General features: G+C 50.7%; 11 protein-coding genes. All 11 read right to left on the bottom strand.

Annotated elements, in window-relative coordinates; all coding sequences use genetic code 11:
• Position 1 precedes the first annotated feature (1 nt).
• Positions 2-1,297 (bottom strand): methionine gamma-lyase family protein, encoded by a 1,296-nt coding sequence (locus AC1DF0_RS13210; RefSeq protein WP_477574308.1) that lies wholly within the window; start codon positions 1,295-1,297, stop codon positions 2-4.
• A gap of 38 nt (positions 1,298-1,335) precedes the next feature.
• On the bottom strand, positions 1,336-2,631 hold the full coding sequence (hflX, locus tag AC1DF0_RS13205; protein WP_477574393.1) for a GTPase HflX: 1,296 nt from the start codon (positions 2,629-2,631) through the stop codon (positions 1,336-1,338).
• A 26-nt stretch (positions 2,632-2,657) separates the two neighbouring features.
• Positions 2,658-3,644 (bottom strand): AAA family ATPase, encoded by a 987-nt coding sequence (locus AC1DF0_RS13200; protein WP_477574307.1) that lies wholly within the window; start codon positions 3,642-3,644, stop codon positions 2,658-2,660.
• A gap of 212 nt (positions 3,645-3,856) precedes the next feature.
• Positions 3,857-4,531, bottom strand: coding sequence for a YdcF family protein (locus AC1DF0_RS13195; RefSeq protein ID WP_477574306.1), 675 nt, complete (start codon positions 4,529-4,531; stop codon positions 3,857-3,859).
• Positions 4,528-5,085, bottom strand: a complete 558-nt coding sequence (locus AC1DF0_RS13190) for a ribonuclease FAU-1 family protein (RefSeq protein WP_337101429.1) — start codon at positions 5,083-5,085, stop codon at positions 4,528-4,530. The genes AC1DF0_RS13195 and AC1DF0_RS13190 overlap by 4 nt, the downstream gene beginning before the upstream one ends.
• Positions 5,086-5,317: 232 nt before the next feature.
• Positions 5,318-5,941: a peptidylprolyl isomerase gene (locus AC1DF0_RS13185; RefSeq protein ID WP_477574305.1), complete on the bottom strand. Its 624-nt coding sequence runs from the start codon at positions 5,939-5,941 to the stop codon at positions 5,318-5,320.
• Between the two features lie 11 nt (positions 5,942-5,952).
• Positions 5,953-8,457 carry a transglycosylase domain-containing protein gene (locus tag AC1DF0_RS13180; protein ID WP_442052601.1) on the bottom strand — a complete coding sequence of 835 codons (2,505 nt, stop codon included), beginning with the start codon at positions 8,455-8,457 and terminating at the stop codon, positions 5,953-5,955.
• Between the two features lie 154 nt (positions 8,458-8,611).
• The gene (gene hfq, locus AC1DF0_RS13175) at positions 8,612-8,857 is read right to left on the bottom strand and encodes an RNA chaperone Hfq (protein ID WP_307201349.1); all 246 of its coding nucleotides are present in this window, start codon (positions 8,855-8,857) and stop codon (positions 8,612-8,614) included.
• Between the two features lie 17 nt (positions 8,858-8,874).
• Positions 8,875-9,891 (bottom strand): tRNA (adenosine(37)-N6)-dimethylallyltransferase MiaA, encoded by a 1,017-nt coding sequence (gene miaA / locus AC1DF0_RS13170; protein ID WP_442052600.1) that lies wholly within the window; start codon positions 9,889-9,891, stop codon positions 8,875-8,877.
• The gene (locus tag AC1DF0_RS13165) at positions 9,881-10,663 is read right to left on the bottom strand and encodes a class I SAM-dependent methyltransferase (RefSeq protein WP_477574304.1); all 783 of its coding nucleotides are present in this window, start codon (positions 10,661-10,663) and stop codon (positions 9,881-9,883) included. Before AC1DF0_RS13165 ends, miaA begins: the two co-directional genes overlap by 11 nt.
• Entirely contained in the window at positions 10,660-12,681 is a 2,022-nt protein-coding gene (gene mutL / locus AC1DF0_RS13160) for a DNA mismatch repair endonuclease MutL (protein WP_477574303.1), read from the bottom strand. Before mutL ends, AC1DF0_RS13165 begins: the two co-directional genes overlap by 4 nt.
• Positions 12,682-12,706 lie beyond the last annotated feature (25 nt).

Genomic DNA, 12,706 nt, shown 5'->3' with positions numbered 1-12,706 from the left:
GTCAAGTTATGTAAGGTTTAATCACAATTAATCCTTTCGAAACAAGTTGTTTCAATGCGGTTAAAACGCCGTATTTGGCATGGGCATAAGTAAGTCCCCCCTGCATGTAGGCAATATACGGGTCACGTATCGGAGCGTCTGCGGATAACTCAAGGCTGCCGCCTTGAATGAATGTACCGGCCGCCATGATGACGGCATTCTCGTAGCCCGGCATATCCCAAGGCTCTGGTACGACATGCGAGTCAACTGCCGCTGCTTGTTGAATACCCTGAACGAATGAGATCAAATGCTCGGCTTGTCCGAATCGAACCGCTTGGATCAGATCGGTACGCGGTTCGTCCCAGCGAGGTTTCGTCTCGAAGCCTAGTTGTTCGAATAAGGCTGCCGCCAGAACACTGCCCTTCACAGCTTGTCCGACCAAATGAGGCGCTAGGAATAAACCTTGATACATAGGACGCAGCGTGCCTAACGTTGCTCCGACTTCGCCTCCAATACCTGGGGCAGTTAACCGGAAAGAAGCAGCTTCTACGGCTGCTGCCGTACCCGCAATATATCCGCCGGTTTCGGCCAGCCCTCCGCCGGGATTTTTGATTAGCGAGCCTGCCATCAGATCAACGCCGACTTGGGTCGGTTCCAGCAGCTCGGTAAATTCGCCGTAGCAGTTATCGACAAATACGAGCAGGTCGCTCTTAAGCGCTTTTACTCGGCTAACGATATCCCCTATTTCGGACACCGTAAAAGAAGCTCGCCAGCTATATCCGCGCGAGCGCTGTATACCGATTACTTTCGTCTCGGGCTTGATCGCCGCTTCAATCGCCGGCCAATCCAGCCCGCCATTCTCTAGCAGCGCCACCTCATTATAGATGACTCCCCAATCCTGCAGCGAGCCCTTGCCGTCTCCCGGCTTGCCAATGACTTTGTGCAGCGTATCATAAGGCTTGCCTGTAACGTAAAGCAACTCATCGCCAGGCCGAAGCACTCCGAATAAGGCACAGCTTATCGTATGCGTGCCCGATACAAAGTGAGGTCGTACCAGCGCCGCTTCAGCGCCTAGCACATCGGCGTAGACAAGATCAAGCACTTCCCTGCCGCGATCGTTATAACCATATCCGGTCGATCCGTTAAAATGAAAATCGCTCACTTTATGGCGCTGGAAGGCTTGAATAACTTTCCACTGATTTTGCTCAGCTATTCGCTCGATTCGGCGAAAGGCGGAATTTGCGTTAAGCTCCGCCGCCTCCGCAAGCTCTTCAAGCTGCTTCCAAACTTTTTGTTCATCCTGATGCTCTTGAACCACTGCTATCTTCTCCTCTTCCACTTACAACCTAATTTTCGTTACTTCACATATGCCTTGAGCGGCTGTCCGTGAAGCGAGTATTGCTGTCTGCTTACTTGAACAGTCAGACTTAAGCTGTCTTCCCCAACCTGCTTATCCACAACCTCGCCGCTGCGGTAAGCAAGAGCAATCAAATCCCCTCGCTCAGCCGGTAATACGAAGACTAGCGTATCGCCCGTCAGCTTATCTTGGATTGCCTGCCGCAGCAGCGCAAGATCATCTGCCTCATAGGCGCTTATTACAATATTATCGCCGGATGTACGCGGCAGAGCATGAATAATATTGTTATTATCTGCAAGAAATAAATCTCTTTTGTTATACAATCTAATCTGCGGCTTGCCAGCAGAGCCCAGCTCCTCTAGTATACGATCAACGACAGCAATCTGCTCATCACGCATAGGCGAGTTGCTGTCTATTACATGCAGGACGAGATCAGCTTCATTGACCTCCTCCAATGTAGCACGGAACGCAGCAACAAGATCATGCGGCAAGTTTTGAATAAAACCTACCGTGTCGGTCAATATAACCTCTCGCCCATTCGGCAGACCAAGTATACGCGATGTAGGATCGAGAGTTGCGAACAGCTGATTCTCGACGTAGACATCCGCATTCGTTAGCTCTCGCAACAAAGTCGACTTGCCTGCGTTCGTATAACCGACGAGGGCTACTTGCGTTACGCCAGCCTTCTTGCGACGCTCGCGGTGCAGCTTGCGATGGCGCACGACTTCCTCCAGCTGTGCCTTCAAATCTGCGATTCGTCCCCGAATATGCCTGCGGTCCATCTCCAGCTTCGATTCACCCGGTCCACGCGTGCCAATGCCTCCGCCTAGTCTCGACAGATTGCGGCCATGGCCGGACAACCGAGGCAACAAATAACTGAGCTGCGCCAGCTCCACTTGAATGATGCCTTCTCTGGTCTTCGCCCGTCCGGCAAAAATATCAAGAATAAGCTGCGTACGGTCTACGATCTTGAGGTCAAGCGACTCTTCGAGATTCCGCACCTGAGCGCCGGACAGCTCTTGGTCGAAGATGGCGGTAGTAGCCCCAAGCTCTTCTGCGGCCGCCTTTACCTCTTGCACTTTGCCTTTGCCGATAAACCATCTGGAATCGGCACTATCTTTATTTTGTTTAATCGTCGTCAGTACTTCTACGCCAGCTGTCTCCGCTAATTGGATGAGCTCCTGCAAGGAATGCTCCGGATCGCCGCCGGATCGTTCACCTTCTGAGGTGACGAGCGTAATTAGGATCGCTTTTTCATGCAAGCCGGTGTTCGTATCATAGGTTTTTTCGCTCATATCGTGCTCCTCTTGGGAATCGTCGCTTACGCTTTCGTCTCCCATCTCAGATCCTCTGGACGTATGGTCATTAATTCCTGCTTGCCGGGAATAGAGTTGGCATATTGACTAAGAAGCCGCACCGCCTGATAGCGAATCGCCTTCTCGATCGTATTGCGCACATATCTCGCGTTGCTGAACGAAAACATGGCATTCAGCTTCTCTTGCATGAGATGCTGGCGGAGCTTGAATATTGACTGAGGCTGCATCACATAATCCCGATCCTTAGCCATCATTTCGGCTATCTGAACGAGTTGATCGATCGTATAGTCGGGAAATTCGATCTGGATCGGGAAGCGTGACGGCAAGCCGGGATTCGTTAACAAGAAGTTCTCGATCTCAGCCGGATAGCCGGCGAGTATAAGGACGAATTGATTCCGATGGTCTTCCATCGCCTTGACCAAGGTATCAATCGCTTCCTTGCCAAAATCCTTCTCCCCGCCTCGCGCAAGACTATATGCCTCATCGATAAACAGAACGCCGCCAATCGCCTTACGTACGAGATCACGTGTCTTCTGTGCCGTATGGCCGATATATTCGCCTACCAGGTCGGCACGCTCAACCTCGATCAAATGGCCTTTCGTCAGCACTCCCATCTTCTGCAGGAGCTTTGCCACGATGCGGGCGATTGTCGTCTTGCCGGTACCGGGATTGCCTTTAAAAATCATATGGTACACATGAGAGCCACCGAATAAGCCCGCCTCAGAGCGCATTCTGCTCACATATAGGAGCGCGTATATCTCATATACTAACGATTTGACGTTATCCATACCGACCATTGGTTCAAGCTCTTTCTGAATATCGGCAAAGTGATCCACGCTAGGCAGCGGCTTGACCGCCAGCTGCGGCTCCGGCTCGTAGACTTGCGCTGCTGCCGCTCCTTGAACAGACTCCTGCCCTCGAAGTACAACGTTAATTTGGCGAGACGGTCTAGTAGATCCGCTGCTCGTGCCCGTTACAACATGTCCGTTCATCTGTCGCATCACCAATCCTTTCAGGTGCAAGGTGAAACGGCTATCGCCGTCCTTTGGCGGCGAGGCGCGTTTCATTCCGGAGAAATATAGGCATAGGGATAAGAGTGAAACTTATACTTTGCTATATTTTAAACGGTAAACGGCCATCGCCTTATGGCAGCGTCTGCCCGCACTACAAGCTTATTCTAGCTTGGCTGCGCTTATTAGCAGATTTACAGCATCGGATCAGGTGAAATAAATCCGAACAGCAACAGTATCGAATCGAGCTTCCATTTCGTAAAAGCGAGCACTTCGCGCGATTCGTTATAGACCGGGTTCAGCACTTCAGACTTCGTACCCGCAACCTGCGCTTCGGCGAACTTCAAGTGTTTAGCGATTGAAGCCGCTCTGGCCGCATGATAATCATGCGTAATAATGATGACGCTGGAATAGTTATGGTCATTTGCAATAGCTTGGCTATTGCGCAAGTTTTCATACGTACTGTGCGACTTGTCCTCTAGCAACAGCTTGTCGCTTGTTATACCTTTTGCCAAAAGATAGTCCMGCATACCTTCAGCCTCTGACTTCACTGCACCGTTCGCGTCATGGCCGCCCGATAATATTAGAAAATCTACCTTACCCTCTGCATACAAACTGTAAGCGTACTCGAGCCTTTCACGAAGCGCAGGACTCGGAGCATCTCCCCACATCGCAGCGCCTAGCACAATACCGGCATCTGCTTCTGCTAAGTTATCGTTAACGTGGTTATTTATTAACCACAACAAATAACCGCACCATAGAACCAAAGCGACTAACAGCCACGCGGACAAACGAAACAAGAGCAGCCACGGCCGAAACTTGTTCGTTCGTTTGCGTGGTCTGCTCTTCTTCTGTGCAGCTGCCCTCATGATTCACTTAACTCTCCGGCACGCTCCATCAAGCTCTTCCGATGCTTGAGGCTCAGCGTGAAATACCGGAACCTGCCGTTGCGGATGCTCGACAGCAAGCGTCCTGCCGTCTTGCGCGCAAGCGCAACATCCTTGTTGTTCACATCGCCGGATTTATGTGCGTCCTCCAGCTCATCCTCATCCATGAGGAAAACCTCTCCGCTTGGCAGGACAACGACGTCCAAATAGAGGTCATCGAACCACGGTACTTGTTGATCGGTCAATCCTTGCGTCTTGCATACGTCGATATACCATTGCACGACTCGGCCCTTATCATCGAACATCGTCGTTACGACGAAATGTTCGCCCTTGGGAAAGTGCTGCATCCACAAATACCCGCGATCCGCTAAGCAATAACGACGGCCGTTATACTCTTTCCACAGCGGCTCGCGCAGCTCGTGTATGCGGTAAAACGTTACAAGGCCCTTGAACTCATCGCCATCCAGCGCTAGGCATGAATAGCTCTTGCGCAAAATGCGCCTCCAGTTGGCCCGGTCAGAAAATTTTCTCTTCATGCGGAACGTACCTTTCCGTTCATTTGGGAAAAGCCCGCAAATCAATGCGAATGCTCCTCTTTTCTCATGATCCATCTTGCGCGCACCATACGACCATCAACAATGAATTTACACTATAAAAAAAGATTACCATATCTTAACGCTCTTCTCCAGCAGACTATGAAAATAAACCAAGCTTTCAATTTAAAAAACGAAAATCGCCGTCCACAAAGGACGACGATTCCGCAAACTGCTATGATTCTTGAATGGTGATCGATTCGATGAGTATMGTTTCCACCGGTTTGTTATCCTTGACAGGCGCCTTCGCAATGGCTTGTACAATATCCATCCCGCTCTCAACCTTGCCAAAGATCGAATAGTTCGGTGCTTTGTTCAAGTTAGCGGCGTCATCGCCMGTGCAAATAAAAAATTGACTGCCTCCGGTGTTAGGAGCGCTTGCATTCATCATTGCAAGCACACCAGGCTCGTAATTTAAATCCGTGTCCAGCTCATCGGGAATGGTGTAACCCGGCGTTCCCGTTCCGTCACCTTTCGGATCGCCTGCCAAGATCATGTAGGATTCAATAATGCGATGAAAGCTAAGTCCGTCGTAGAACTGTTCTTTGGCTAAAAAAATAAAATTATTAACCGTTACTGGAGCTTCGTTGGCGAAAAGCTTAACAGTGAACTCGCCTTTGCTTGTTACGAATGTAGCTGAGTACTCTTTATTGAGATCAATGGACATCTCAGGCATCTTGTCCCAGCTCATCGTCTTCTGTGCATGGTCGCCATCCTTGCCGTTCGATTTCCCGCCGCAGCCTGACAATGTCAGAGCTGCGGCGAGCAAAACAATCAAACCGGCAAAACTGGCTTTCATTCCTAACCTCATTACAACCCACCCGTTTCTGCCGTATTCCCGTCCTCCCCTGTATTTCCAAGCGTATTGCTATTACCTTGGCCGCCATTCTGACCGCCGTCACCTGAATCTGGGGTAGGGGTAGGCTCACCGGTTCCTTCATCCGGATTGCCTGGCTGTTGTGTTGGTTCTCCCGGTAAGTTCGTTCCGCCGTCACCGTTGCCGTTGCCATCACCGTTGCCGCCGTTATTTCCATTTCCTGGATCGATATCATCGCTTGGCGTTGGCTCCATCGGAATATCAGGAATTTCGATTTCCGTTTCAGGAATGGCTACCGATACTTTAGCCGATGGCGTACCTTCCTGATCCGATTCGGCATCGTACGACGTCACGTAATACTCGTACGTCATGCCCGGGAAAACGCTCATATCGTCGACACTCGTATTTACTGAATCAACGAAATGGATAAACTCCGCTTCTGAAGCTTCCTTGCGGTACACCTTGTACGTCATGCCCTCTTCCTCTGGCTGATCCCAAGTAAGATAAACCTTCGCTTCTTCCGGCAAGTAAACCGCGTTGAAGTTCTGAATGCCCACCGGCGGCTTCTCGTCCTTCACGCCTCCCGGTTGATTGAAGCTGGAGCTGGACATGCCTTTCATTGCCGGTTCCATCACCTTAGCGAAGAAAGCAGCCGCCTGCGGGCTTCCCTTCTCCAAGACATGCGTCGCATTTGTTTTATCGTATCCCATCCATACCGCCGCTGTCCACTCCGGTGTATAGCCGACGAACCAAGCGTCGCGTATACCGTTGCCCTTATAGCCTTCGCTTGCCGGAATACCGTGTTGCGTCGTTCCGGTCTTGCCTGCAAGCGCCCGTCCGAAGTTCGCTTTCACCCCGGAGCCGCCTTTTTCAACAACGGCTTGCAGCATTTCGGTCATATACCATGCTTCCTGTTCCGAAATCAATTGCTTGACTGCAGGAGCTTTATACGTGTAAGAAGCTTGTTTGCCGCCTTCGATCTTCCGAATCGTATGGGGATCGACTGACTTGCCGCCATTTGCAAATACGCTATATGCGGTTGCCATCTGAAGCGGTGTAGCTTCGATCGTTCCAAGCGCAATGGCAAGATTGTTATTGTCTTCCGTCACTTCCAGCCCGAACTTCTCCGCATAAGAAATGCCGCGCTTTATGCCGATCTCGTTCAGTGTCCATACAGCCGCCAGGTTGCGGGAGTCCTTCATCGCCTGCTTCATCGTAACAGGAACAGGTCCCCACTTGTCTCTCGGACAATAATTGCTGCCGAAACATTTCTTGTCATTCTTAAGCTCTGTCCACGGGAAATACTTGCCAGTAGCTATGGCTGGTCCATATACCGAGATCGGCTTGATCGTCGAACCGCTTTGCCGTTTCGCTACGACGCGGTTAGTTCCCTTAATCACATAGTCGCGTCCGCCGGCCATCGCCTGAATCGTGCCGTCGCGATGATCCATAATGATCATCGCCGCTTGGGAGATCTGTTCATCGGGACTTTGCTCAAAGTTGTCGTCGTTGTTGAAAGCCTTATCAACCGACTTCTGCGCTTGCTGATTAAGAGACGTATAGATTTGATATCCGCCAATCCGAAGTTCTTCCTCCGACAGCTTCGTTTTCTCCATCGCTTCTTCAACAACGTAATCGACATAAGCCTGATAAACGTCCTGCTGGTCTTGTTCGACCTTCTTAGGAGGCACGTAATCTACGGCCTTAGCTTCCTCCATCTGATCCAGCGTAATATACTTCTGATCGTACATCAGCTTAAGAACGACGGCTCTGCGCTCCTTCGAATTAATTGGGTGCTTGATCGGATTGTAACTGTTAGGCGCCTTAGGCATTGCTGCAAGCGTTGCAGCCTCCCAAAGCTCCAAGTCTTTAACATCCTTATCAAAGTAATATTCCGAAGCACGCTTGACTCCGTATATCCTTCCGCCGAAGAAGATTCGGTTCAAATACATCGTCAAAATTTCCTGTTTGGACATTTGCTGCTCGAGCGCAACCGCGATCGATGCTTCCGTCGCTTTACGGAAGAACGTTTTGTCCGCGCTCAGGAACACGTTTTTGGCTAGCTGCTGCGTAATCGTACTTCCGCCTTCTACAGCGCTGCGAGCGATGACGTCCTTCACAACGGCCCGTCCGATCGCGAAGAAGTCGATGCCCGAATGCTCGAAGAAGCGCTGATCCTCCGTCGCTACAATTGCATCAAACAATAACTCAGGAATTTCAGAGAATTCCGCTACGTCGCGAGTCTGCACCGGATCGTACAGCCTTGCAATTTCTTTGTCGTTCTGATCATAAATGATGGAAGCTTCACCGAAATCAAGTTTGCTTCCATTTTCATCCAACAATCGTTCGCCGTTCAAAATAATGAACAAATACCCAATAATCCCGCAAACGATTGCGATTACGACTGTAAAAAATAATCCAAAAAACAATTTGCGACCTGATATTTTTTTCTTTTTCCCTTTTTTTGTTGCCATTTTTTTTCGTGGTTGTTCAGCCATTGCTGATTCCCCTCCTGCCATCCGTATGCTGTCTCTGTTTTTTATACTTCCCACGAAATGAAAAGAGCAACCCAGCTTCGAGCGGGTTGCTCTTGCATGCCGCTATCTAATTAAACGTGACACCTAATAAGAAAGTTTCACATACTGCCGAGTCTTAAGCGTCAGAGCCGCTTTGATCCTGCTGCATGAGCGATACGTTGCGCTGCGGGGTGAACGTCGATATCGCATGCTTATAAACCATTTGTTGACGGCCTTCGCTGTCAATAATGATTGTAAAGTTATCGAATGCTTTAATAACGCCCCGAATTTGGAATCCATTCATCAAAAAAACCGTGACCGGTATACTGTCTTTGCGAAGTTGGTTTAGGAAAGTATCTTGAATATTGATTGATTTGTTCATTGGACGTTACCCCCGTCTTAAAGAGATTGATTAGAAGTATATTCAAGATTGACTTGAAGCTTTCCTGCTATTATATCATGAATCGAGGTCAAATTGTTGTGAAAATTTTCCCCCATATCGATCCAATGAATGTCTTTCATATGTCTAAACCACGATAGCTGACGCTTAGCAAACCTTCTGGTGTCCCTCTTAAGGCGCTCTACAGCCGCTTCTAACGTACATTCACCCTGTAAATACTCAGCGATTTCCTTGTACCCCAGACCTTGCATCGATACCGTACCGGCAGGCAAATGATGCTCATTTAATAGAGACCCTACCTCCGCAACCAGCCCTTGCTCAATCATGAGATCAACGCGCTGCTCGATTCTGCTGTACAGCTCTGCCCGGTCAAGCGTAAGCCCAACGATACATAGCTCATATGGGGACTCTTTTACTTGCCCGGCTTGTTGCTCGCTGAAAGTTTGTCCGGTCAGATGGAACACCTCAAGGGCGCGAATGACTCTCCGCTGATCGTTCGGATGGAGCCGATCAGCCGTCTGCGGATCGACCGATCGAAGCCGTTCATGAAGCGCCTCGGCACCTTGCTCCAGTGCGAACAGCTCCATCTCGCGGCGGAATGGCTCATCTGATCCCATCTCGGCGAACTGATATTGATAACAGACCGACTCCACGTATAAGCCTGTGCCGCCAACGATGAAGGGCAGCTTACCTCTGCTTGCAATGTCCTCTATGCACTTAATGGCTTCCGTCTGAAAGTCGGCAACCGAATACGCATAATCGGGCTCGCAAATGTCAATCAAATGGTGAGGGATGCCTTCCCTTTCTTCGAGCGGAAGCTTCGCTGTACCGATATCCATCCCACGGTATACTTGCATCGAATCGCCAGATATAATCTCGGCATTCCATGCCTTGGCTATATCGAGACTCGTGCGGGTTTTGCCAACTGCGGTCGGGCCGATTAATACGAGCAGAGGCTGCTTCCGCTTGCCTGCACCTACGTTATTACTCTCCTTCTCACTGGTGTTATTGATCAATCTGTATCACTCCATATGCGATTTTCGAAGTATTGACATGGCGGCGCTCGAAGCCGAGCCTGCCAAATTCCGCACTCGCTTGATGCTCCTTCATGAGCACAGTCTTGCGCGCAACACGCTTCGCTTCGGCAACCGACTGCTCTGACAGCTCATTCATATTGGCAATCATCCGCAGCGGCTCCATCGAACTGGACTCGTGGATCGGCTGTCTGAACATCGGATCGAAATAAACAATGTCGACGCTTCGGTCCGGCAAAGACTTCAAATAATCCAAATGATTTTCGCGGATCATCGTAATTCGGCGCATCGCCGCATCAACATCTTCTAATGTGGTACGGTAAGCGGCTAAGCCTTCCCGTACGATCGCGCAGAGGACAGCTTCGCTTTCTATTGCGACTACGCTTCCACTCTCTCCTGCGGCGTATGAGAAGACGAGGGAATCGGCGGCGAAACCCGCTGTGCAATCGACAACGAAATCGCCCTCTTGGCAGCGAGAAAGCTCAATAAGCGGATCAGTCTCGCCTTTGCGAAGCCGCTTCACCCGAACGAACGCCATGCTAGGGTGGAAGTACAGCGGTAAGTCGCTTTGCCCCTCATAATAGCGCACTTCATTCTCCGTTACAACGATGAGCCTACCATCGCTGCTCATCCGGGCCAGCTTGCGAACCGTTAGATTGCGGCGAAGCATATACTTCGCCGATAACTCTAACGCAAGCCGCTGTGCCTGCGCTGCAGCTCGATCAGATGGCTTAGGCGCTGTCGTGACAATCATGACATCACCCGTTTGAACATTTTTTCCAGCTGATAGGTAGACAGATGTACGATAATGGGTCGCCCGTGCGGACAAGTATAAGGCTGCTCACATGCGCCAAGACGACTGAGTAGGGCATCGCCTTCTTCGCGGTTCATCCGGTCATTGGCTTTGATCGATGCCTTACAGGAACACATAATTGCCGCCTTCTCGCGAAGCTTTGCAATATCGATCGACTTTCTCTCCGCCATAAGCAGCTCAGCCATTTCCTCGATGATCGCTTTCTCCTCGCCGCTAGGCATCCACTCCGGATAGGAGCGAACAAGGAAGGTTTGCGATCCGAAAGGCTCCACCTCTACCCCTGCTTCCGCGAATAGATGAAGCTGCTCGCGCAGCTGCGAAGCCTCGCCCGGCGTGAACTCCAGCGTCAGCGGAACGAGCAATTGCTGGCTTGCCGCTTCGGGATTGCCGAACTTGCGGTAATAATACTCATAATTAATTCGCTCATGCGCCGCATGCTGGTCAATCAGATACAGCCCGTCCTCCGCTTGCGCAACAATGTACGTACCGTGATGCTGTCCAATCCAGTGCAGCTCAGGAAAAGCAGGCTTCTGACTTTCAATCTGCTCCTGTTCAATAGCCGGTTCGGAAGCCTCGACAACTGGCGGCGGCTCAGGCCATGGCGCTGTTTGTTCCCGAATGATAGTATTCGTTTGCTTATCAATATTTTGGGGCGAATAAAGCCGGTTCGTTGCATCAGGCGGTACATATTCTTTATCCGCGCTTGCCGAATAAKGGGCAGAATACGCGCTCGGGCTTGGGTTCGATCGCGATACAGCCGTCGATTGCGTCCTAGTCCACGCGGGAATTTCAGTTCGATTTGGGCTGGCATATGCTGATTTGGTCTCACGCTGGCTAGATGCCGCGATCTCGGCAATGGACGGCAGCGATGTCGATACTTGCTCCTCGGACCGATGGAACGAGATCGTATCCTGCACGAACAGCGGCTTGGAGCGCTCCTGCTTACCGGCGTCAGGACCGGGAATGTAACGCTGCTTGCCAAGCACCTTGCGAACAGCCTCCTCTAGCAGGGTGCGCAGCTCGGCCTCCTTACTGAATCGAACCTCCATCTTGGATGGATGAACGTTCACATCAAGCAAGCTTGGATGCATTCCCAGTTCAATAACGGCAAGCGGATAACGGTTGATTGGCAACAGCGTATGATAAGCCTGCAGCAATGCTTGATTTATGGCATGACTTCGTATATAGCGGCCGTTCACAATGGCTGTAATACCGTTGCGATTCGCTCTCGTCAGCTCCGGCTTGGAGATATAGCCTCGAAGCTCGTAATCGGAGCTTTCCGCCTCTACCGCGAGCATCGCCTTGGCCGTATTCGTACCGTATATAGCCGCTATGACTTGCAGTCTGTCGCCTGTGCCAACGGTCTGCAGCAGCGTGCTGCCATTATGCTTGAACGTAAAGGCGATACCCGGATGAGCTAATGCGATCCGATTCACATAGTCGGAAATATGACCTAACTCGGTTTGGATCGCTTTCATATATTTGAGCCTTGCAGGCGTGTTGTAAAATAAATCCCGAACGATCATATCGGTGCCTTGCGGCGCATTGGCCGGTTCGTTGACGGTAATATTGCCGCCCTCTATGACGATTTGTCTAGCAAGCCCCGTGTCGGTATCGGCTGACGTGCAAGATAAACGCGATACCGCCGCGATACTTGGCAGCGCCTCGCCACGAAAACCGAGACTGGCGATTTTGAACAAATCGCTGCTCGTTGATATTTTGCTGGTCGCGTGGCGTTGAAAAGCCGTCAAGATGTCGGATGCCTCTATACCATAACCGTTATCAACGACACGCATTAGGGTGAGGCCGCCCTCTTCGATCGTGATATCGATCGTCGTACTGCCCGCATCAATGGCGTTCTCGACAAGCTCTTTGATGACGGCAGCAGGCCGTTCAACAACCTCACCGGCAGCGATTTGGTTGGCAAGCTGCTCATCCAGTATTTTGATTTTTCCCATAACGCAGGTTGACCTCCCTTCGCTT

Source organism: Paenibacillus sp. 05T425 (assembly GCF_056396205.1).
This window is presented reverse-complemented; position numbering and strand designations above follow the sequence as displayed.

Bases quoted from the DNA above. Each gene is read 5' to 3' on its own strand.
- hfq (WP_307201349.1), bottom strand. From the start codon at position 8,857: ATGAACAAATCAATCAATATTCAAGATACTTTCCTAAACCAACTTCGC.
- AC1DF0_RS13190 (WP_337101429.1), bottom strand. From the start codon at position 5,085: ATGAAGAGAAAATTTTCTGACCGGGCCAACTGGAGGCGCATTTTGCGC.
- AC1DF0_RS13180 (WP_442052601.1), bottom strand. From the start codon at position 8,457: ATGGCTGAACAACCACGAAAAAAAATGGCAACAAAAAAAGGGAAAAAG.
- AC1DF0_RS13200 (WP_477574307.1), bottom strand. From the start codon at position 3,644: ATGAACGGACATGTTGTAACGGGCACGAGCAGCGGATCTACTAGACCG.
- hflX (WP_477574393.1), bottom strand. From the start codon at position 2,631: ATGAGCGAAAAAACCTATGATACGAACACCGGCTTGCATGAAAAAGCG.
- AC1DF0_RS13165 (WP_477574304.1), bottom strand. From the start codon at position 10,663: ATGATTGTCACGACAGCGCCTAAGCCATCTGATCGAGCTGCAGCGCAG.